Source organism: Rhizobium aethiopicum, assembly GCF_900094625.1.
GTDB classification, from domain to species: domain Bacteria; phylum Pseudomonadota; class Alphaproteobacteria; order Rhizobiales; family Rhizobiaceae; genus Rhizobium; species Rhizobium aethiopicum.
In genome coordinates, this window is the sequence record NZ_FMAJ01000001.1 from 160,341 (window position 1) to 180,648 (window position 20,308).

The 20,308-nt window shown below is 61.1% G+C and carries 18 protein-coding genes; 13 read left to right on the forward strand and 5 right to left on the reverse strand.

Features of this window, described 5'->3' with window-relative positions; all coding sequences use genetic code 11:
• The first annotated feature begins 14 nt into the window (after window positions 1–14).
• Together GA0061105_RS00855 and GA0061105_RS00860 are read left to right on the forward strand one after the other, a co-directional pair.
• On the forward strand, window positions 15–524 hold the full coding sequence (locus GA0061105_RS00855) for a GNAT family N-acetyltransferase (protein WP_064691911.1): 510 nt from the start codon (window positions 15–17) through the stop codon (window positions 522–524).
• A 99-nt stretch (window positions 525–623) separates the two neighbouring features.
• Window positions 624–1,241, forward strand: a complete 618-nt coding sequence (locus GA0061105_RS00860) for a class I SAM-dependent methyltransferase (protein WP_092747411.1) — start codon at window positions 624–626, stop codon at window positions 1,239–1,241.
• A gap of 24 nt (window positions 1,242–1,265) precedes the next feature.
• Here the strand turns inward: GA0061105_RS00860 and GA0061105_RS00865 are convergent, their stop codons facing one another.
• The 4 genes from GA0061105_RS00865 to GA0061105_RS00880 form a co-directional block, all read right to left on the reverse strand.
• A complete protein-coding gene (locus tag GA0061105_RS00865) occupies window positions 1,266–1,799 on the reverse strand; it encodes an AAA family ATPase (protein ID WP_092747413.1) in 534 nt (177 codons plus the stop codon).
• Between the two features lie 3 nt (window positions 1,800–1,802).
• Window positions 1,803–2,879 carry a D-alanine--D-alanine ligase family protein gene (locus tag GA0061105_RS00870; RefSeq protein ID WP_092747415.1) on the reverse strand — a complete coding sequence of 359 codons (1,077 nt, stop codon included), beginning with the start codon at window positions 2,877–2,879 and terminating at the stop codon, window positions 1,803–1,805.
• Between the two features lie 30 nt (window positions 2,880–2,909).
• Window positions 2,910–3,524: a C39 family peptidase gene (locus GA0061105_RS00875; RefSeq protein ID WP_092747417.1), complete on the reverse strand. Its 615-nt coding sequence runs from the start codon at window positions 3,522–3,524 to the stop codon at window positions 2,910–2,912.
• Between the two features lie 173 nt (window positions 3,525–3,697).
• On the reverse strand, window positions 3,698–4,741 hold the full coding sequence (locus GA0061105_RS00880) for a LacI family transcriptional regulator (protein ID WP_064691906.1): 1,044 nt from the start codon (window positions 4,739–4,741) through the stop codon (window positions 3,698–3,700).
• Between the two features lie 453 nt (window positions 4,742–5,194).
• Between GA0061105_RS00880 and GA0061105_RS00885 the strand changes: the two genes are divergently transcribed.
• The 11 genes from GA0061105_RS00885 to GA0061105_RS00935 all read left to right on the forward strand — a co-directional run bounded on the left by GA0061105_RS00885 (window position 5,195) and on the right by GA0061105_RS00935 (window position 19,632).
• Window positions 5,195–6,430: an ABC transporter substrate-binding protein gene (locus tag GA0061105_RS00885; RefSeq protein WP_092747419.1), complete on the forward strand. Its 1,236-nt coding sequence runs from the start codon at window positions 5,195–5,197 to the stop codon at window positions 6,428–6,430.
• Between the two features lie 142 nt (window positions 6,431–6,572).
• Window positions 6,573–7,478, forward strand: coding sequence for a carbohydrate ABC transporter permease (locus GA0061105_RS00890; RefSeq protein WP_064691904.1), 906 nt, complete (start codon window positions 6,573–6,575; stop codon window positions 7,476–7,478).
• On the forward strand, window positions 7,471–8,415 hold the full coding sequence (locus tag GA0061105_RS00895) for a carbohydrate ABC transporter permease (RefSeq protein ID WP_064691903.1): 945 nt from the start codon (window positions 7,471–7,473) through the stop codon (window positions 8,413–8,415). The genes GA0061105_RS00890 and GA0061105_RS00895 overlap by 8 nt, the downstream gene beginning before the upstream one ends.
• A gap of 4 nt (window positions 8,416–8,419) precedes the next feature.
• Window positions 8,420–9,526 carry an ABC transporter ATP-binding protein gene (locus tag GA0061105_RS00900; protein WP_064691902.1) on the forward strand — a complete coding sequence of 369 codons (1,107 nt, stop codon included), beginning with the start codon at window positions 8,420–8,422 and terminating at the stop codon, window positions 9,524–9,526.
• A 335-nt stretch (window positions 9,527–9,861) separates the two neighbouring features.
• Window positions 9,862–12,318, forward strand: a complete 2,457-nt coding sequence (locus GA0061105_RS00905) for a beta-mannosidase (RefSeq protein WP_167358501.1) — start codon at window positions 9,862–9,864, stop codon at window positions 12,316–12,318.
• Window positions 12,319–12,356: 38 nt separating this feature from the next.
• Window positions 12,357–13,118: a sugar phosphate isomerase/epimerase family protein gene (locus tag GA0061105_RS00910; RefSeq protein ID WP_092748261.1), complete on the forward strand. Its 762-nt coding sequence runs from the start codon at window positions 12,357–12,359 to the stop codon at window positions 13,116–13,118.
• A gap of 8 nt (window positions 13,119–13,126) precedes the next feature.
• The gene (locus tag GA0061105_RS00915) at window positions 13,127–14,260 is read left to right on the forward strand and encodes a Gfo/Idh/MocA family protein (protein WP_064691899.1); all 1,134 of its coding nucleotides are present in this window, start codon (window positions 13,127–13,129) and stop codon (window positions 14,258–14,260) included.
• 297 nt (window positions 14,261–14,557) lie between these two features.
• Window positions 14,558–15,589 (forward strand): L-glyceraldehyde 3-phosphate reductase, encoded by a 1,032-nt coding sequence (mgrA, locus tag GA0061105_RS00920; protein WP_092747423.1) that lies wholly within the window; start codon window positions 14,558–14,560, stop codon window positions 15,587–15,589.
• 209 nt (window positions 15,590–15,798) lie between these two features.
• Window positions 15,799–17,412: a glycoside hydrolase family 43 protein gene (locus GA0061105_RS00925; protein WP_092747425.1), complete on the forward strand. Its 1,614-nt coding sequence runs from the start codon at window positions 15,799–15,801 to the stop codon at window positions 17,410–17,412.
• Window positions 17,413–17,947: 535 nt separating this feature from the next.
• Window positions 17,948–18,874: an ABC transporter ATP-binding protein gene (locus GA0061105_RS00930; protein WP_092747427.1), complete on the forward strand. Its 927-nt coding sequence runs from the start codon at window positions 17,948–17,950 to the stop codon at window positions 18,872–18,874.
• Window positions 18,871–19,632 carry an ABC transporter permease gene (locus GA0061105_RS00935; RefSeq protein WP_064691895.1) on the forward strand — a complete coding sequence of 254 codons (762 nt, stop codon included), beginning with the start codon at window positions 18,871–18,873 and terminating at the stop codon, window positions 19,630–19,632. Before GA0061105_RS00930 ends, GA0061105_RS00935 begins: the two co-directional genes overlap by 4 nt.
• A 34-nt stretch (window positions 19,633–19,666) precedes the next feature.
• Here GA0061105_RS00935 and GA0061105_RS00940 read toward each other — a convergent pair whose 3' ends face one another.
• Complete coding sequence (locus GA0061105_RS00940; protein ID WP_092747429.1) at window positions 19,667–20,104, reverse strand: EamA family transporter; 438 nt, start codon at window positions 20,102–20,104, stop codon at window positions 19,667–19,669.
• Between the last annotated feature and the right edge of the window lie 204 nt (window positions 20,105–20,308).

Consider the following 20,308-nt stretch of genomic DNA (forward strand, 5'->3'; position numbering starts at 1 on the left):
GGAAAGGCGACGACATGTCCGAAACGGGCGCTGTTACAATCCGGACCGAGCGTTTGACGCTCCGCCTGCCCGACATCAGCGACTTCGATGCTTATGCGCGGCTGATGGCTTCGCCACGCTCTGCCGGAATGGGCGGCCCGTTCGATGCGCGGGCAGCGTGGGGAATGTTCTGTCATGACGTCGCTCTCTGGCAGCTTTTCGGCCATGGGGCGCTGATGATTGACCTTGTCGAAACCGGCGAATGCGTCGGCCAGGTCGGGATCAATCATGGTCCGCTGTTCCCGGAAAAGGAGCTGGGGTGGTTCGTTTACGAGGGGCATGAGGGGCGCGGCTATGCGACGGAAGCAGCCTTCGCACTGCGCGGCTGGGCCTTCGCGACACTCAAGCCGTCGTCACTTGTCAGTTATATCGCACCCGGCAACGCAGCCTCGATCGCCGTTGCGGAACGGCTGGGGGCGCGCCTCGATCCCGGAGCGCCCCGCACCGATCCTGCCGATCTGGTCTATCGTCACCTTGCTTCCTGAAACCATGCGCCCAGGCCGCAAGGCTGTTTGTATTAGACGTCCCAATGATTACATGACTGATTAGCTAGGATCGGACGCTGCAGGAGACGGGGATAGCGGATGACGGCGACGAAACAGGAACATTGGGACGAGGTCTACCGCACGAAAGCCGCCGACAGCGTCAGCTGGTATCAGCCGACGCCGGAGCCTTCGCTCAGGGCGCTTGACGGGCTGCATCTGCCGGCCACGGCCGCGCTGATCGATGTCGGCGGCGGCACGTCGAGCCTTGTCGACCGTCTCGTCGAGCGCGGCTGGTCCGACCTCACCGTTCTTGATATTGCTGAGCCGGCGCTTGATATCGCCAAGGCGCGCTTGCGGGGCGATGCCACCCGTGTCACCTGGCTGGTAACCGATGTCACCGCATGGCGACCCGAGCGCCGCTACGATGTTTGGCACGACCGCGCCGTTTTTCATTTCCTCACCCAGCCGGAGCAGCGGCTCGCCTATCGTCGGGCACTGGAAAACGGCACGGCGCCGGGCAGCGCCGTGATCATCGCCACCTTCGCAACAGACGGGCCGGAAAGGTGCAGCGGTTTGCCGGTCCAGCGTTACGATGCAGCCGCCCTCGCGGCGGAATTCGGCGCCGGCTTTTCGTTGGAACGGGAGTGGCGAGAGGAGCACATGACGCCCGGCGGCCGCCGGCAATCATTTCAGTGGTGCGTCTTTCGCCGGCCATGATATCGGCCCGCTCCAAAGGCGCGGCTAGTTCGCGTCGAGGCGATCCAGGATGAAGTCGGCCCGCTCGGCGATCGAGGTTTTCGGCAGCACGACAAGATCATAACCAAGTGCCGGATAGATGGCGCTGAGCCGCTCATACTCGGCAACGGCCTCTTCGAAGCCATGGCGGCGTTCTCGGTCGGTGGTGTAGATCTCAGGCCATGGCGGCGTGAGAAAGACACTTCTGTAATAGCGATGGGCGGTGCTCAATCTTTCCAGGACCGGTTCGCCGGTCAGGTGCTGAAGCGCCGAGGCGGCATCGATCAGGCCGCGGTCGAAAAATATGCAGCCGGCCTTTCCGCGCGCTGCCGCGTGGTCGGCGACCGCCGTCCCGATCGCACGGCGGGCGAAAGCAACCGTGTCGACCCAGGGCAGGGCTGCGCCATCGCTCGCCAGCTCCTGTTTGACGATCCGCCGGCCGGGCTCTTCGACAATCGTGTGGCCACGGCGGCCAAGCTCCGCAAGCAGTGTTGATTTGCCGCCGCCGGAACATCCCGAAATGAGAACCAACCTGTTCATGCCCTAGCCTCCCCGGCGGGAGCGCGCCATTCCGTGTTCCACCAGTCGGTCGATAATTTGGGGATAGCTGACTCCGCTTGCCGCCATTGCCTTGGAATACATGCTGATATCGGTGAAGCCGGGAATGGTGTTGAGCTCGTTGATGACGAAGCGCATGTCCGACGTCAGGAAGAAGTCGACACGCGCCATGGCGTCGCAGCCGACGGCCCGGAATGCTTTGGCGGCCGTCTCGCGCATGGCCGCCTCGACTTCCGCCGGCAGGTCGGCCGGCACTTTCAGCGCTGCCCCTTTCTCATCGACATATTTAGCGTCGTAATTGTAGAAGCCGTGGCTTTCCGCCGGGACGATCTCACCCGGCCGGGAGACGAAAAGAGCTCCCGCCGGATCCTCCAGCACGCTGAACTCAATCTCGCGACCGGCAACGAATTCCTCGGCAAGCAATGTGCGATCGTGACGAAAGGCCTCGGCAAGGGCGGGCGCGAACTCCTGGGTTGCGTGGACCTTGGCAACGCCAACCGACGATCCTTGGCGTGCCGGCTTGATGAAGAGCGGCAGTCCAAGTTCGCTTTCAAGGGCGGTCAGCGAAGGCACGCCACCTTCGCGGATCGCCACCGCTCGCGCCACTGGCAGGCCCGCCGCCCGCAGCAGACGCTTGGCTATATCCTTGTCCAGCGCGGTGGCCGAGCCGAGGATGCCGCAGCCGGCAAGTGGCACGCGGGCAACTTCCGCCACCCCCTGCACCGATCCGTCTTCGCCGTGCGGACCGTGCAGTACAGGGAACAGGATGTCGATCCTCACCAGTTCATATGGCGTGCCATGGACAGGGATGGCCATCGCTCGGCCTTGGCCGCCCGGCACAAGGCAGACTTCCGTGCCAGATGAAGGTGTCGCCAGGACGCCGTCCACGAAACTGCTCAGCAGCCACTGCCCCTCGCGGGTGACGAAAACGGGGATGGCGTCATATTTCTCTGGCGTAAGCGCGCTCATGACATTGGTTGCCGAGAGCACGGAAACTTCGTGTTCGGCCGAGCGGCCGCCGAAGAGGACGGCGATGCGCAGCTTGGTTTGGGAAGGGGTCATGCGAGCCTCCGGAGCGATCGGTTTTGAAGGTCAGGCATCGACCGATATGCCGCGATTGGCAAAGAAGCGGTCGAAGACGGCGAGCGGCAAATCGACATCGGCCTGGCTTGCCTGGTCATGGCCGGATGGGTTGTGGAAGCGGATCGTCCCGTTGCTTGCTGCCGTCACCAGCACCAGATGCCCGCCCTTCGACGGCGGCGTGCGCTCCGGCCAGCGAATGGCTGAATGCACCGAGGCGATGAAGAAGCGCCGCTTCGACAGAAGCTCGGGAATGGAAGCTGTCTGAACGGTGGTAATCGTCTCGGCCTCAAGCCCGAAACGGTCGCCCACGAAGCGGACGAAGGGCGCATAGATGAGCCCCTTGATCGAGGCGTCAATCTCGTTGACGACATAGCCGCCATAGGCTGTGCAGGCGCGGGCAAGTTCGAGCGTCGGATGGATTTCGCCGCGGGCGGCAAGGATCATCTTCAGGCAGGCCATGCCGCAGACATTCACCGCCCAGCGCGCATATTCCTCAATCGTTGCGGCTCCCGAATGGCGCCAGCGCGGATCGTTGAGCAGAGCCTTCGATCCCTCGGCCAGCACCGGCAAAGTCATGCCGGGAGTTTCCCATTGGCTGAAATAGGGCACGCCGCTCTGCTGCATCCTGTCGATATCCCCCAGTTCGTTTCGTCAGATGGCCGGCAATCTTGGCTTTTTTTGTGCCGGTGCCCGATTGCCAATCCGAGGGCAGGGCTTCTGCCCCGCGAGCCAAATTCCATGCCAACACGCGGCGCGGGGGGGGGCGCCACGGCAGAATAGGCATGAAACGTGCCGTGCTACCTGCCGTTCTCCGGCCAGATTGGCTGGCTGATGCTCTGCAGCAGTTCCGGTTCGACGCCGTCGATGCGAGCGATCACGGCCTTGGCCATTTCGCGGCCGGCTTGGCGCACGTCTTCTTGGGCGGTGATGATCTCTGGTCGGATCCAGTTCAGGATAGGCACCGATTGTTTGGAGACCATGTCGAGATCGCGGCCGAGCGCCTTGCCGGCGGCTTCGATGCCGGCATTGACGGCGATCGCCGCGCTGCCGGCCGAGCAGACGATTCCATCGGGCGCATTGGCCGAGCGCATCATCACTTCGACGACGTCACGGATGTCGGCGAGCGGTGCGTCGGTGTTGATGCGCAACGGCACTTCCTCGGCGCCGTGATCGTGCAGGCCGGTCTGGAAACCGATGCGTATATGGGCGTAATAGGTGAGCTTGCTCGGCGGCTGCAGCAGGGCGATGCGGCGCCGGCCGCGCCTGACGAGCCGCTCCACCGCCTGATGGGCGAAAGCCTCGTTGTCGAAATCGTGGAAGGGATGTGTAAGGCCGGCATCGGTGCGGCCATGTGTAGCAAAGGGCATGCCGCGCTCGGTCAGGAGCCGCACGCGCGGGTCGTCCGGCTCAATGCGCGAGATGATGACGCCATCCGCCGAGCCGGTCTCAAGGATATAGCGGACCGGCAGCATCGGGTCCTTGCTGTGCGAATGCGGTGTCACGACGATATGATAGGGCGTGCCCGACAGCACTTCCGATATGCCGAAGACCATCTGGCTCGAGAAGCCCATGATCTCCTCGTCGATGCTGAGGACGAGGGCGATGACGTTGGTTTTGCCGGTCCGCAGGCGCACGCCCGCCCTGTTCGGCTGGTAACCGAGCTGGCGGGCGACCATGCGGACCCGCTCCTTGGTTTCGGCACCGATATCGGGCGCATCCTTCAGCGCACGCGACACCGTCGTCACGCCGAGGCCGGTCATGAAGGCAATCGTCTTCAATGTCGGGCGCTCGCGCGTCACTGCGGTCGATGCCGCCTGTCCGAAATTTCCCTTGTTTTCCATCCCTGTAGGCCTGCCTGACGCGAACTGGTCTCGCTTATAGAGGCTTTTCCCGGCGCCGTAAGCCCGCCGCCTGCCAAAATCGCGCCTCCCTGAAGAAGTCAATCTGTAACGATACAGTAGAAATGTCGAGTGGTTTTTCTTGCGTGCATCGCAGCATCCTTCGCTCAGGTTGAATCGGCGACGTGCGCTCCATTTTTCTGCGGGTGCGAAAAGAGCGGAATACGCTCCAGGCCTGACACGGGAAAAATATCGAGCTTTTTCAGTTTGATGCAGATATCTCGCACATGCGATAAATTTTGTGTAGTTGCTGATTCACTGGATGTGTGGGGTCTTCCTATGCATTCAGAAGTGGTAAACCGGCTCTTTAAAGAAAAATTTACGGGCGGGCAGTTGCGTGGGGAAATCGATTGATCTAAGTTTTTCCGGCAACGTTTCAGTGAGGGAGGAGAACTCATGAAAATCCGTATGATGGCGGCCATGCTTGCCGCTTCGGCAGCACTGCCGCTCAGCGCCGCCAGCGCGACCGATCTCGAAGTCACGCATTGGTGGACATCCGGCGGCGAATCCGCTGCCGTCGCCGAGCTGGCAAAGGCATTCGACGCCACCGGCAACCACTGGGTGGACGGCGCTATCGCCGGTTCCGGCGGCACCGCGCGTCCGATCATGATCAGCCGGATCACTGGCGGCGATCCGATGGGCGCCACCCAGTTCAACCATGGCCGCCAAGCCGAGGAACTGGTTCAGGCGGGTCTGATGCGCGACCTGACCGATGTCGCCACCGCCGAGAAGTGGAAAGACATCATTCGTCCGTCGAGCCTGCTCGATTCCTGCACGATCGACGGCAAGATCTATTGCGCTCCGGTCAATATCCACTCGTGGCAGTGGCTGTGGCTTTCGAACGCGGCCTTCAAGAAGGCCGGCGTCGAGGTTCCGAAGAACTGGGACGAATTCGTCGCCGCTGCTCCGGCTCTCGAAAAGGCCGGCATCATCCCGCTCGCCGTCGGCGGCCAGCCGTGGCAGGCCGCAGGCGCGTTCGACGTGCTGATGGTTGCGATCGCCGGCAAGGATACGTTCAACAAGGTCTTCAAGGACAAGGACGCCGAAGCTGCCGCCGGTCCTGAAATCGCCAAGGTCTTCAAGGCTGCCGACGACGCCCGCCGCATGTCCAAGGGCAGCAATGTCCAGGATTGGAACCAGGCGACCAACCTCGTCATCACGGGCAAGGCCGGCGGCCAGATCATGGGTGACTGGGCGCAGGGCGAATTCGCGCTCGCCGGTCAGAAGGCCGGCACCGACTACACCTGCCTGCCGGGCCTCGGCGTCAACGAAATCATCTCGACCGGTGGCGACGCCTTCTACTTCCCGTTGCTGAAGGACGAGGAAAAGTCCAAGGCGCAGGCAGTCCTTGCCAAGACCCTGCTCGATCCCAAAACCCAGGTTGCCTTCAACCTGAAGAAGGGTTCGCTGCCGGTGCGCGGCGACGTCGACCTCGCCGCCGCCAATGATTGCATGAAGAAGGGTCTCGACATCCTGGCGAAGGGCAACGTGATCCAGGGCACCGACCAGCTGCTTTCGGCCGACAGCCAGAAGCAGAAGGAAGACCTCTTCTCCGAATTCTTCGCCAATCCGTCGATGACGCCGGAGGACGCCCAGAAGCGTTTCGCCGAAATCATCTCTTCGGCCGACTGATCGGCAGACTTGCTGTCCTTGTGGTCCGGCTCCTCGGAGCCGGATCCTCCCGGATGGTTTCGCCGGTAATTCCGGCAGATCACGGGGCAGGGATGAGAGACGGCCGTCACCGGCCGCAGCTGCCATTTGAGGAGGAGCGCTCATGACGGGTCAAGCGCAAGCAGGCCGGCCAAACAAGTTACTACGCAATCTGAACGCCAAGATTGCGTCCATCCCGATGATCCTGACAGCGCTGGTGATCTTTGTCGGCGGCACACTCTGGACGGTTTTTTATTCCTTCACCAATTCGAAGCTCCTGCCGCGGTTGAGCTTCGTCGGTTTCGATCAGTACGAGCGGCTCTGGGCCGCGCCGCGCTGGGTGACGGCGATCGAGAACCTGGCCCTCTACGGTATCCTCTCGCTGATCTTCAGCCTGGTCATCGGCTTCCTGCTCGCCGCGCTGATGGATCAGAAGATCCGGTTCGAAAATACCTTCCGCACCATCTTCCTTTATCCCTTCGCGCTGTCCTTCATCGTGACGGGTCTCGTCTGGCAATGGGTTCTTAACCCGGATTTCGGCATTCAGTCGGTGGTGCGTTCGCTCGGTTGGACGAGCTTCACCTTCAATCCGCTCTATACGCCAGAGATCGTCATCTACGGCATTCTGATTGCGGCGCTCTGGCAGGGGACGGGGCTGGTCATGTGCCTGATGCTTGCCGGCCTGCGCGGCATCGACGAGGATATCTGGAAGGCGGCGCGTGTCGACGGCATTCCGATGTGGAAGACCTATCTGCTCATCGTCATACCGATGATGCGGCCGGTCTTCATCACGACGATCGTCATCATCGCCTCCGGCATCGTAAAGGTCTACGATCTCGTCGTGGCGCAGACATCGGGCGGACCGGGTATCTCCTCGGAAGTGCCGGCAAAATACGTCTACGATTATATGTTCCAGGCGCAGAACCTGGGGCAGGGCTTCGCCGCATCGACCATGATGCTGGTCACGGTCGCGATCATTATCGTTCCGTGGGCCTATCTGGAATTCGGAGGAGGGCGCAAGCGTGGCTAATATCGGAACCCTCAACACCACCGCAGCCGGTATCGATGCGGTCGCGCCGAGACTTGGCGACGGCCCGAGCGGCCCGAAGCCGCGCCCGAGGCTGTCTGCCCGCAATATCATGCTCTACGGCACTCTGACGGTGGCAGCACTCTACTATCTGCTGCCGCTCTATGTGATGGTCGTCACCTCGCTCAAGGGCATGCCGGAAATCCGCCTTGGCAACATCTTCTCGCCGCCAATGGAAATCACCTTCCAACCCTGGGTGAAGGCTTGGGCGGAGGCTTGCACCGGCCTCAATTGCGACGGCCTGTCGCGAGGTTTCTGGAACTCCGTGCGCATCACCGTGCCGTCTGTGATCATCTCGATCGCCATCGCCTCGGTGAACGGTTACGCGCTGGCAAACTGGCGCTTCAAAGGCTCGGAACTGTTCTTCTCCATCCTGATCATCGGGGCGTTCATTCCCTATCAGGTGATGATCTATCCAATCGTCATCATCCTGCGCGAAATCGGCATCTACGGCACGCTAAGCGGCCTCGTCATCGTGCATTCGATCTTCGGCATGCCGATCCTGACGCTGCTCTTCCGCAACTACTTCGTGTCGTTGCCGGAGGAGTTGTTCAAGGCGGCGCGTGTCGACGGGGCGGGCTTCTGGCAGATCTTCCTGAAGATCATGATGCCTATGTCGCTGCCGATCTTCGTGGTCGCGATGATCCTGCAGGTGACCGGCATCTGGAACGATTTCCTGTTCGGCGTGGTCTTCACCCGGCCGGATACTTATCCGATGACCGTACAGCTCAACAACATCGTCAATTCCGTCCAGGGCGTGAAGGAATACAACGTCAACATGGCTGCGACGATCCTCACCGGTCTGGTGCCGCTGATCGTCTATTTCGTCTCCGGCCGGCTTTTCGTTCGCGGCATCGCCGCAGGCGCAGTGAAGGGGTGATCACATGAACATGAATTCAACCGTCTCCAATTCGAGCGTCTCGATCAAGGATCTGTCGCTGAACTTCGGATCGGTCAGCGTGCTGAAGGATCTCAACCTCGACATCAATGATGGCGAATTCCTGGTGCTGCTCGGATCGTCCGGCTGCGGCAAGTCGACCTTGCTCAACTGCATCGCCGGCCTGCTCGACGCCTCGGAAGGCCAGATCTTCATCAAGGGCAAGAATGTCACCTGGGAAGAACCGAAGGACCGCGGCATCGGCATGGTCTTCCAATCCTATGCGCTTTATCCGCAGATGACCGTCGAGAAGAACCTCTCCTTCGGTCTTCGCGTCGCCAAGGTGCCGCAGGCAGAGATCGACAAGCGCGTGGCGCGCGCAGCCGAGATCCTGCAGATCCAGCCGCTCCTGAAGCGCAAGCCAGCCGAACTATCAGGCGGCCAGCGCCAGCGCGTGGCGATCGGCCGGGCGCTGGTGCGCGATGTCGACGTCTTCCTGTTCGACGAGCCGCTGTCCAACCTCGACGCCAAACTGCGCTCGGAACTTCGCGTCGAAATCAAGCGCCTGCACCAGTCGCTGCAGAATACGATGATCTACGTCACCCACGACCAGATCGAGGCGCTGACGCTTGCCGACCGCATCGCCATCATGAAGAGCGGCATCATCCAGCAGCTCGACGATCCGACGACGATCTACAACCGGCCGCGTAATCTCTTCGTCGCCGGCTTCATCGGCTCGCCGTCGATGAATTTCCTGCGCGGAGAGCTGGTCAAATCAGGCGACGGCATCGCTTTTGTCGCGAACGGGGTGAGCTTCTCGCTCGCCGCCTATGATGCCAACGAGAGGCTGCAACCCGGCCGAAAGGTGGTGCTCGGCGTTCGCCCCGAACACATCAAGGTCAACGAGAATACCGGCGGCGAAGAACATGACGCCACCGTCGATATCGAGGAACCGATGGGTGCGGACAATCTTCTGTGGCTGAAACATGCCGGTCACACGATGTCGGTCCGCGTCAACGGCGCTCGCCGCTTCAATGTCGGGGCCAAGGTGAAGCTCAGCTTCGACATGACGGTCGCTTCGGTGTTCGATGCGGAGAGCGAGTTGCGTCTTTAGAGGAATTCTGCGGGCGGCGCCGGAGATGGCGCCTGCCTGATGTGAGGCCAACAGGCTGGAGCGAGTTCGGCGAGAAGCCCAACCCCGTTCTCCGTCATCCTCCGGCTTGACCCGAGGATCTATGCCCGCTGCTGCTGGTGGATGCGGTTTGGATCCTCGAGTCAAGCCCGAGGATGACGGAGCGCGTTGCGGACGGAGGGAGACAAGGCGCTGCCACACATCTCTTCTCCCCGCTGGGGAGAAGAGGGAGCAAACCGCCCCTGACGAACGACAGCTACGGGACGGCGATCATCCGCCGTCCATATCCAAAAACGTAATTCGGAATGAACATCGTGATGCAACAATCGACCCCCTCCAGCATTGACCTTTCCGGTTCGTGGCAGCTCACCTCCGTCGACGGCGAAATCCGAACCGTCATCACCTTGCCCGGCGACGTGCACACGGCGCTGCATCGGGCAGGGCTGATCCCCGATCCATATTTCGGCCGTAACGAGGAGAAGGTGCAATGGGTCGCCCAGCGTGAATGGGCGGTCGAACGCAGCTTCACGCTGCAGGAGGTCGAAGGCGACTGGTACCTCGATATCGACTATCTCGACACTGTCGCCAGCGTCCATGTCAATGGTTTCCTGGCCCTCGAAGCCGACAACAGCTTCCGCCGCTACCGGCCTGATGTTTCCAGCATGCTGAAATCAGGCGACAACAGCATCCGCATTGTCTTCGCCTCCAACCCCGCCATCGGCGCCGAGCGGCAGAAGCAGCAGCCTTTCTACATTCCCTACAGCACCGGCAATTCGCCGATCCCCGACGGCAATATGCTGCGCAAGCCGCAATGCCATTTTGGCTGGGACTGGAACATCGCCATTGCCCCCTTCGGGCTCTACGGCACGATCGCGCTGAAGAAGCTCGAGACGGCGCGCATCGAACATGTTGTCACCCGACAGGTCCACAACAATGACGGCTCGGTCGACCTGACGGTGACGGCGAGCCTGTTTTCCAAACATGCCGGCGTCGCCCAGGTCTATTTCGATCTGGACGGCGAACGCGCCCGCCTCGATGTCGGCGTCAAGGGCGAGACCGATGTCAACTATCTCTTCCACATCGATGAACCGCGCCTCTGGTGGCCTTCGGGCAGCGGCGAGCAGGCACTCTACACGCTTTCGGTGGAAGTGTCGGACGAAGTGGTGATCAGGCAAATCGGCCTTCGCACCATCGAACTGATCACTACGCCGGATGCAGCAGGCGCCCGTTTCGCTTTCAAGGTTAACGGCCGCGAGATCTTCTGCCGCGGCGCCAACTGGATCCCGGCCGACGCGCTTTATTCGCTGTCTTCGCCCGAGAAAACGGAAGATCTGCTGCAATCGGCAAAAGCCGCCAACATGAACATGATCCGCGTCTGGGGCGGGGGCTTCTACGAGCAGGATCATTTCTACGATCTCTGCGACCGGCTCGGCCTCCTAGTCTGGCAGGATTTCATGTTTGCCTGCAACCTCTATCCCTCGACCGAAGACTTCCTCGACAATGTGGCAATCGAGGTGGATTACCAGGTGCGCCGGCTCTCCTCGCATCCTTCGATCGCGCTCTGGTGCGGCGACAACGAACTTGTGGGAGCGCTGACCTGGTTCGAGGAATCGCGGAAGGACCGCGACCGCTACCTCGTCTCCTATGATCGCCTCAATCGGACGATCGAGCAGGCGGTCAAGAAGGCGCTGCCCGGCGCGCTCTGGTGGCCGTCGAGCCCGGCTTCCGGCTATCTCGATTTCGGCGATGCCTGGCATGCCGATGGCTCGGGCGACACGCATTACTGGTCGGTCTGGCACGAGAACAAGTCGTTCGACAATTACCGTTCGGTGCGGCCGCGCTTCTGCTCGGAATTCGGCTTCCAGTCCTATACGTCGCTGCCTGTCATCAGGACTTATGCCGAGGAGAAGGATATGAACATCGCTTCTCCCGTCATGGAGCTGCACCAGAAGAACGCTGGCGGCAATGAGCGTATCGCCGCCACGATGTTCCGCTATTTCCGCTTCCCCAAGGATTTCCCGAACTTCGTCTATCTCAGCCAGATCCAGCAGGGACTCGCCATCAAGACGGCGGTGGAATATTGGCGGTCGCTCAAGCCTCATTGCATGGGCACGATCTATTGGCAGCTCAACGACACCTGGCCGGTCGCCTCATGGTCGAGCCTCGATTACGGCGGGCGCTGGAAGGCGATGCATTATCTCGTAAAACGCTTCTTCCAGCCGATCGCGGTTGCCGCCATTCCAGCCGAGGACGGCAAGACGATCCGCTTCTCGCTTGTTAACGACACGCTTTCGGATGTCAGCGTCGATCTTTCGATCTCGCTGCTGACGATGAAGGGCGAGCGGCGGCACCTTAAGGACGTGCAGGCGGTCTGCTCTCCGGATGCGGCGGTGACGGCTGCGACGATCGATGTGTCCGATATCGCCGAAAGAACGCTGCTCGCCTGGCATTTCACCGCCTCGAACGGCATGGGCGGCGAGGGGCACTATGTTAACGGCACCTATAAGGCGCTGGAGCTGGAGCCGCCGGGGCTGACCGTTACCCATGAATATGTCGAGGCGAGCGGCGCCGTCGACATCAACGTCACCGCCAGGGGACTTGCGCTCTTCGTGATGATCGAAAGCGAGACGGACGGCAAATATTCCGACAACGCCTTCGATCTTGCGTCAGGCGAGAGCCGCCGCATCACCTTCACCCCGGCGCATCAGCTTGAACGCGGCAAACTGCCGGAGTTCCGGTTCTACGACCTGCATTCCTGCCAATCGGCGGATTGATCCTTCCAAGAAATGGGCACGAAGCCCAAGGAGATATGATGACGAAACTCAGCTACCAGCTCTATAGCGCCCGCAACTTTCAGCCTTATTCGGCAGTTTTCGAAAAGCTCGGCAAGGCGGGCTATGCGGAAGTCGAAGGCTTCGGCGGCATTTATGCTGATCTCGATGATGCGGGGCTGAAGAGCCTTCGCGCCGAGCTCGACAAGAACGGCCTTGTGATGGCGAGCGGCCATTTCAGCCCCGACTTCCTGGAAAGGGAAGTCCAGAAGTCGCTCAACATTGCCAGGATTCTCGGCATGGACTCGATTTATGCTCCACATCTGGCGGCCGACCAGCGTCCCTCGGACGGAGCCGGTTGGCTCGCATTCGGCAAGCGTCTTCAGGAAATGAGCAAGCCTTACAAGGACGCCGGCTATGAATTCGGCTGGCACAATCACGATTTCGAATTCGTCAAGCTGGCCGACGGCTCGCTGCCGATCGAGCGCATTTTCGAAGGGGCGCCCGACATTTCCTGGGAAGCCGATATTGCCTGGGTCATTCGCGGCGACGGCGACCCCTTGGCCTGGATCGAGAAGCCCGGCTCGCGCATCACTTCGGTTCACGTCAAGGACATCGCGCCGGCCGGCGAGGCGAAGGACGAGGACGGCTGGGCCGATGTCGGCCATGGCGAGGTGGAGTGGGCCAAACTGATCGCGGCGCTGCGCGCCACCAAGGCGAAGCACTTCGTCGTCGAACATGACAATCCTAAGGACATCGATCGCAACATCAGCCGCTCGATCGCATCCTTCCAGACCTATTGAGGCACATCATGACCAGGGAACTTGGCGTCGGCATCATCGGATGCGGCAACATCTCCACCACCTATTTCTCGCTGGCACCGCTCTTCAAGGGGCTGAAGGTGCTGGCCTGCGCCGATATCAATATTCAGGCCGCCGAGGCGCGCGCCAAGGAATATGGCGTTAAGGCGCAGACGATCGACGCGCTGCTCGCCAATGACGAGATCGACGTCGTCGTCAATCTGACGATCCCGGACGCGCATTTTCCGGTGTCGAAGGCGATCCTCGAAGCCGGCAAACACGTTTATTCCGAAAAGCCGCTGGTGCTTTCGCTGGAGCAGGGTGAGGAGCTTCGCCGTCTCGCCAAGGCCAAGAACCTTGCCGTCGGCTGCGCGCCCGACACCTTCCTCGGCGGCGCCCACCAGCTCGCCCGCAAGTTCATCGACGACGGCGGCATCGGCCGGGTGACCTCGGGCGCCTGCTACGTGATGAGCCCCGGCATGGAGATGTGGCATCCGAACCCGGATTTCTTCTTCCTGCCGGGCGGCGGCCCGATCCTCGATCTTGGCCCCTATTACATCGCCAACCTGATCAACCTGATCGGCCCGGTGAAGCGCGTCGGCGCCATGACCTCGATGGCATCGGAAACCCGCACCATCACCAGCCAGCCGCGCCATGGCGAGATCATCCCGGTCAAGACGCCGACGACGATCCAGGCGCTGCTCGAATTCGTCAGCGGCGCCACCGTGACGCTGTCGGCGAGCTGGGATGTGTGGTCGCACCGCCATGCAAACATGGAACTCTACGGCACCGACGGCTCGCTCTATGTGCCGGACCCGAACTTCTTCGGCGGCACCGTCGAGGCGAGCGGCCGCGACAAGGACATCAAGCCGCTGGAAGACTGGGAGCATCCGTTCGGCAAGATCAACCAGGAAAACCCAAACGGGGCGCGGGCCAACTACCGCACGGCCGGCCTTGCCGATATGGCGATGGCGCTGATCGAGGGCCGCGACGCGCGCTGCTCGCTCGACCGCACGCTTCACGGCGTCGACGTCATGACCTCGATCCTGAAGTCGGGCGAGGAGGGTCGCTTCATCGACCTGACGACGACCTGCACCCAGCCGGCCGCGCTCGGCATCGAAGAGGCGCAGGCGCTGTTGAGATAGCCGAGGCGTATTGATATGGGGCTCGTTTCGCCCGAGACTTTTACCCTAAGGACGCCACGTTAGCGTCGTCGTCCTCGGGCTTGTCCCGAGGATCTATCGAGAGCACGGCAAGATGCTCGGCGCAAGGCCGAGCATGACGACGTCTGAGGCAGTGCCTGCCGTCAAGGAAGGTCGGCGCGCGCAATCATGGAGCGCGCGCGGTATGCTTGCCGGACCGGTCCGCTTGCTCCAATAGTGCCATTACGCCCGGGCAAGTGCCTGACATGATGACTACAAAGTTTATCCAAGGAGAGTTTCATGAGCTGGCAACCGGCCGCAGACCGTTATTCGAAGATGAAATATAACCGCACAGGCCGTTCGGGCCTGAAACTGCCGGCCGTCTCGCTCGGCCTCTGGCACAATTTCGGCGGCGACACGCCGCATGACCGCAAGGTCGACATGTGCCGCACGGCATTCGATCTCGGCATCACCCATTTCGATCTCGCGAACAATTATGGCCCGCCTCCCGGCAGCGCAGAGACCGCCTTCGGTGAGATCCTGCGGAGCGAATTTTATGGGCTTCGCGACGAGCTGATCATATCCTCAAAAGCCGGCTACAATATGTGGTCGGGGCCTTATGGCGAATGGGGCAGCCGCAAGTACCTGATTGCCTCCTGCGACCAGAGCCTGAAGCGCATGGGCCTCGACTATGTCGACATCTTCTATTCCCACCGCTTCGATCCGGAGACGCCGCTTGAGGAAACCTGCGGCGCGCTCGACCATATCGTCCGCTCCGGCAGGGCGCTCTATGTTGGCATCTCCTCCTATAATTCGCAGCGTACCCGCGAAGCAGCCGCCATCCTTAGGGAACTCGGCACGCCCTGCCTGATCCATCAGCCGAGCTATTCCATGCTCAACCGCTGGGTCGAGGACGACAGGCTGCTTGACACGCTGGACGAGGTGGGCATGGGCTCGATCGTATTCTCGCCGCTGGCTCAGGGCATGCTGACGGCGAAATATCTCGGCGGCATTCCCGAAGACAGCCGGGCGGCGCAGAACCACTTCCTCAAACGCGAGTTCATCCGCCCCTCGATCATCGACAATATCAGGAAGCTCAACGAGATCGCCGAAAAGCGTGGCCAGACGCTGGCGCAGATGGCGATCGCTTGGGTCCTGCGCGGCGGACGCGTGACCTCGGCGCTGATCGGCGCCAGCCGCTCGTCACAGATTGTCGATTGCGTCAAGGCGCTGGATAATATCGATTTTTCGGCTGAGGAGCTGAAGGAGATCGATGTGTATGCCCGTGAGGCTGATATCAATCTCTGGGCGAAGTCGGCGGAGCGGGTATGAAGTCGGGGAGCACATTGGTTGCTCCCTCATTCCTGTGCTCGTCACAGGAATCCAGCCACCGCGCGTCCGCCGGGTGAGAAGATATCTTTCCGGCCCAAGGACTGGGGCCGGCGAATGACCTAGGCAAAGCAATGGAGATGGGGGTGGGGAGGCAAGTAACCCGCACCTTCCTGATGTACGTACCGCAATAATAGCTTAGAGGAGCCGCCATGATCCGCAATCCCATCCTGCCCGGGTTCAATCCCGATCCATCGATCTGCCGCGTCGGCGACGATTATTACATCGCCACCTCGACCTTCGAATGGTATCCGGGCGTGCAGATCCATCATTCGCGGGATCTGGTGAACTGGACGCTGGTGCGGCGGCCGCTGGAGCGCGCGTCGCAGCTCGACATGCGCGGCAACCCCGACAGTTGCGGTGTCTGGGCTCCCTGCCTTTCCTATGCCGACGGGCAGTTCTGGCTTGTTTATACCGACGTCAAGCGCTTCGACGGCAATTTCAAGGATGCGCATAATTACATCGTTACTGCGCCCTCGATCGAGGGCGAATGGTCGGAGCCCGCCTATGTCAATTCCTCCGGGTTCGACCCTTCGCTCTTCCACGACGACGACGGCCGCAAATGGTTCGTCAATATGCAGTGGAACCACCGTACCGAAAGCTATGGTGGCTCGCCGAAATCGCCCGCTTTCGACGGCATCCTGCTGCAGGAATGGGACCCGCTGACGAAGGCGTTGAAAGGACCAATCAGAAACATCTTTTCCGGCAGCCCGCTTGGCCTCGTCGAAGGCCCGCATCTCTTCAAGAAGAACGGCTGGTACTATCTGACCACCGCCGAGGGCGGCACCGGCTACGACCACGCCGTCACCATGGCACGCTCGCGCGGGATTGAAGGGCCTTATGAGATGCATCCGAACATGTATCTCATTACCTCGAAGGAGCATCCGGGCGCCGTGCTGCAGCGGGCAGGACATGGGCAATATTTCGAAACATCAGGCGGCGAGGCCTATCACACCCACCTCTGCGGCCGGCCGCTGCCGCCGAAGCGCCGCTGCACGCTTGGGCGCGAAACGTCCCTGCAGAAATGTGTCTGGCGTGATGATGACTGGCTCTATCTGGAAAACGGCACGTCGGTGCCCGATGTCGATGTGCCAGGTCTCTTCGACGCGGCACCGATGGAGAAACCGATGCGCACCGAGTACGGTTTCGATGGGGCAATGCTGCCGACCGATTTCCAGTGGCTGCGTACACCCGAGCCCGCCCGCATCTTCAATCTCACAGAGCGTCCCGGCCACCTGCGCCTGATTGGTCGCGAAAGCATCGGCTCCTGGTTCGAGCAGTCGTTGGTCGCCCGCCGCCAGGAGCATCATAGTTTCCGCGCGGAAACCGTAGTCGAGTTCTCGCCCGACACCTACCAGCAGGTCGCGGGGCTGACGCATTACTACAACCGCCACAAGTTCCACGCGGTCGCCGTGACGCTGCACGAAACACTCGGCCGCTGCGTCACCATCCTCTCCTGCAATGGCGACTATCCGAACGGCCGCCTCAGCTTCCCCGCCGGAAGCGGCGTGGCAATTCCCGCCGAGGGGAGGGTACAGCTTGCCATGGAAATCCGCGAAAACGACCTGCAATTCTTCTGGCACACGGAAGGCAAGGGCGCCTGGCAAACGATTGGCCCGCTCCTCGACGCCGGCGTGATTTCCGACGAGGGCGGGCGCGGAGAGCATGGCTCCTTCACCGGCGCCTTTGCCGGCCTGTTTGCTTTTGATACGTCGGGGCGGGGAAAGACGGCGGATTTCGATTGGTTCAATTATGATGAATTGTGAGAGTGGCATCTGCCGCCTCCACCCGCCCCCGTCCTTCGGAGCCCCGCAGGACGAGGTCGGTCAGCCGCTTCAACGACGACACAAAAAGAAAGCCGGCGCAGAGGCCGGCTAAGACGAACGCGGCCCAACAGGATAATGGCCGGTTCAAAACGCTTCGTGAATGAACAATAACTTTCATTACATGCCGAGGCAGCGGAAAAGGGCGCAACGAGAACGCTGGGAAGACGGCTCCGCAAAGGAATGGGCGGCGGGGCGGATGCCGGTGCTTGCCTCGGCTCTCTTATCGGGCACAAATATCACCGGATGATGACATCCCGAACCGGCCGCTGCCTTTCTTTTCACAGGAGGGTGCGCGTGGTGCCTGAGCAATCGAAAGCCGCTATCGCAAGCTTGTCACCGGTGGGTGATCGGGTCGACGAGTGTGACGGTGTTGGCGAGGCTTGAATGCAGTGTTCACGTTGCCGAAGGATGTCAAAGCGTCAAAGAGCGACTATATAGCGGGCCGAAATACTTCGAGAATCTGCAAGAGTCCTGCATGGCCCCCATTATTTCCGTTCGAAATCTGACCAAGACCTATGCCAACGGGTTCGAGGCCCTGAAGGGCATCAGCCTCAACGTGGAGAAGGGCGAGATCCTGGCTCTGTTAGGGCCGAACGGCGCCGGCAAGACGACGCTGATCTCGATCATCTGCGGCATTGCCAATCCGAGCGGCGGCCAGGTGCTGGTGGCCGGCCATGACGTCGTGAAGGATTTTCGCGCCACACGCTCGATGATCGGGCTGGTGCCGCAGGAGCTGACCACGGATCAGTTCGAGACGGTGTTCAACACGGTGAGCTTTTCGCGCGGACTGCATGGCAAGAAGGCCAATCCAGCCCATATCGAGAAGGTGCTGCGGGCGCTCTCGCTCTGGGACAAGAAGGACAATATGCTGCGTCAGCTCTCCGGCGGCATGAAACGACGCGTGCTGATCGCCAAGGCGCTCTCGCATGAGCCGGATATTCTTTTCCTCGATGAGCCCACAGCCGGCGTCGACGTGACGCTGCGCAAGGATATGTGGCACGTCGTCGAAGAACTTCGGGCTGCGGGCGTCACCATCATTCTGACCACCCACTATATCGAAGAGGCCGAGGAAATTGCCGATCGCGTCGGTGTCATCAATGGCGGCAAACTGCTGCTTGTCGAGGACAAGGCGGAGTTGATGGCGAAGCTCGGTCGCAAGCAACTCATTCTCGATCTAGCTGAACCGCTCGACCGGCTGCCGGATTGTTTTGCCGGCAACGGCCTGACGCTGGAAGCGGACGGGAGCCGCCTGACTTATGATTTCGACGCCGATAACGAGCAGGAAAGCATTGCGGCGCTGCTGACCCGGCTCAGCGAGAACAATATCCATTTCAAGGATCTCTCGACGCGGCAGAGTTCGCTGGAAGACATCTTCGTAGCGCTGGTGGGAGCGGGAAAATGAACTTCGAAGCGGTCAAATCGATCTACTTCTTCGAGATGGCGCGTACGCGCCGCACACTGCTGCAGAGCGTCATCTCGCCGGTCATATCGACCTCCCTCTATTTCATCGTCTTCGGCGCCGCGATCGGCTCGCGCATCCAGGAAGTGGAGGGGGTCTCCTACGGCGCTTTCATCACGCCGGGCCTCATCATGCTGACGCTGCTCGGCCAGTGCATCAGCAACGGCTCCTTCGGGATCTATTTCCCGAAATTCACCGGCACGATCTACGAGGTGTTGTCGGCGCCTGTGGCGATGACGGAGATCCTGCTCGGCTATGTCGGGGCGGCGGCGACCAAGGGGATGATCATCGGCGTCATCATCCTGCTGACGGCCAATCTCTTCGTGGACGTCAGGATCGAGCATCCCTTGATGATGATCCTGTTTTTCCTGCTGACGGCGATCACCTTCAGCCTGTTCGGTTTCATGATCGGCATCTGGGCCGGCAATTTCGAGCAGCTGAACCTCATTCCGATGCTGGTCGTGCCGCCGCTGACCTTCCTCGGCGGCAGCTTTTATTCGATCAACATGCTGCCGCCCTTCTGGCAGGCCGTCAGCCATTTCAACCCGGTGCTTTACCTCGTCAGCGGCTTCCGCTGGAGTTTTTACGGGATTGCCGACGTCAATCCCTTGGTGAGCCTCGCAATGATCTCGCTGTTCCTGGTCATCTGCCTCTGTACGCTCGGCTGGATCTTCAAGACCGGCTACCGACTGCGCAACTAATCGTTAGTTCGGGCGCAGAATAACGGCATCTCCGTCAGGCGCTGCTGACGAGCAGGGCGCCTGACAGGATGAGGAGGGTGCCTATGGCAAGCTTGACCATGTTCAGTTCGGAGGCTTCGCCGAGATAAACGGCAGCGATTGCCAGCGTCACCAGCACGTTGCAGCTCCAGATCGGAGCGAGTTTTGAGACCGGGACGCCGTATGCGATGAGCGCGAAGCTGATGAGACCGGTGCCGAGGGCGAAGCAGGCGCCGGCGGTGGCGACAAAACCAAAGCCCTCAACCGTCCACGGCTGGGGACGCCAGATGAGTGCGGCGATCAGGCCGACAACAGCACAAGCCGCGCCGAAAGCGATCAGGTAGACGGCGGAGCCGGTGGCTGCCATGCCACTCTGCTTCTGGAAGATGGCGGTGATGCCCCAGAAAATGGCGGGCAGAATGCCGCCGATGACGATCGGCCAGGATGAATGCATGGCGAAACTCCTGTCGCACCCATGGGTAAGGCCTTCGCCTGAAGCGAGGGCCGGTCGGACATGCGGGGTGCCACCAGACTAGGAGTTTCTTCTTGCTCTTTGTGGTCTTGTTGTTTTGCGCTTGAAGGTGCCAGATCCGCCTGCCGCCGTAAAGCCGCGTCGCGCCAGCGCGGGCGCGTCGACTCGTATTTTCAACCAGCATTG

What these genes read in the sequence shown, in the direction of transcription:
- GA0061105_RS00855 (WP_064691911.1), top strand. Translation starts at nt 15, where the DNA reads ATGTCCGAAACGGGCGCTGTTACAATCCGGACCGAGCGTTTGACGCTC.
- GA0061105_RS00860 (WP_092747411.1), top strand. Translation starts at nt 624, where the DNA reads ATGACGGCGACGAAACAGGAACATTGGGACGAGGTCTACCGCACGAAA.
- GA0061105_RS00865 (WP_092747413.1), bottom strand. Translation starts at nt 1,799, where the DNA reads ATGAACAGGTTGGTTCTCATTTCGGGATGTTCCGGCGGCGGCAAATCA.
- GA0061105_RS00870 (WP_092747415.1), bottom strand. Translation starts at nt 2,879, where the DNA reads ATGACCCCTTCCCAAACCAAGCTGCGCATCGCCGTCCTCTTCGGCGGC.
- GA0061105_RS00875 (WP_092747417.1), bottom strand. Translation starts at nt 3,524, where the DNA reads ATGCAGCAGAGCGGCGTGCCCTATTTCAGCCAATGGGAAACTCCCGGC.
- GA0061105_RS00880 (WP_064691906.1), bottom strand. Translation starts at nt 4,741, where the DNA reads ATGGAAAACAAGGGAAATTTCGGACAGGCGGCATCGACCGCAGTGACG.
- GA0061105_RS00885 (WP_092747419.1), top strand. Translation starts at nt 5,195, where the DNA reads ATGAAAATCCGTATGATGGCGGCCATGCTTGCCGCTTCGGCAGCACTG.
- GA0061105_RS00890 (WP_064691904.1), top strand. Translation starts at nt 6,573, where the DNA reads ATGACGGGTCAAGCGCAAGCAGGCCGGCCAAACAAGTTACTACGCAAT.
- GA0061105_RS00900 (WP_064691902.1), top strand. Translation starts at nt 8,420, where the DNA reads ATGAACATGAATTCAACCGTCTCCAATTCGAGCGTCTCGATCAAGGAT.
- GA0061105_RS00905 (WP_167358501.1), top strand. Translation starts at nt 9,862, where the DNA reads ATGCAACAATCGACCCCCTCCAGCATTGACCTTTCCGGTTCGTGGCAG.
- GA0061105_RS00910 (WP_092748261.1), top strand. Translation starts at nt 12,357, where the DNA reads ATGACGAAACTCAGCTACCAGCTCTATAGCGCCCGCAACTTTCAGCCT.
- GA0061105_RS00915 (WP_064691899.1), top strand. Translation starts at nt 13,127, where the DNA reads ATGACCAGGGAACTTGGCGTCGGCATCATCGGATGCGGCAACATCTCC.
- mgrA (WP_092747423.1), top strand. Translation starts at nt 14,558, where the DNA reads ATGAGCTGGCAACCGGCCGCAGACCGTTATTCGAAGATGAAATATAAC.
- GA0061105_RS00925 (WP_092747425.1), top strand. Translation starts at nt 15,799, where the DNA reads ATGATCCGCAATCCCATCCTGCCCGGGTTCAATCCCGATCCATCGATC.
- GA0061105_RS00930 (WP_092747427.1), top strand. Translation starts at nt 17,948, where the DNA reads ATGGCCCCCATTATTTCCGTTCGAAATCTGACCAAGACCTATGCCAAC.
- GA0061105_RS00935 (WP_064691895.1), top strand. Translation starts at nt 18,871, where the DNA reads ATGAACTTCGAAGCGGTCAAATCGATCTACTTCTTCGAGATGGCGCGT.
- GA0061105_RS00940 (WP_092747429.1), bottom strand. Translation starts at nt 20,104, where the DNA reads ATGCATTCATCCTGGCCGATCGTCATCGGCGGCATTCTGCCCGCCATT.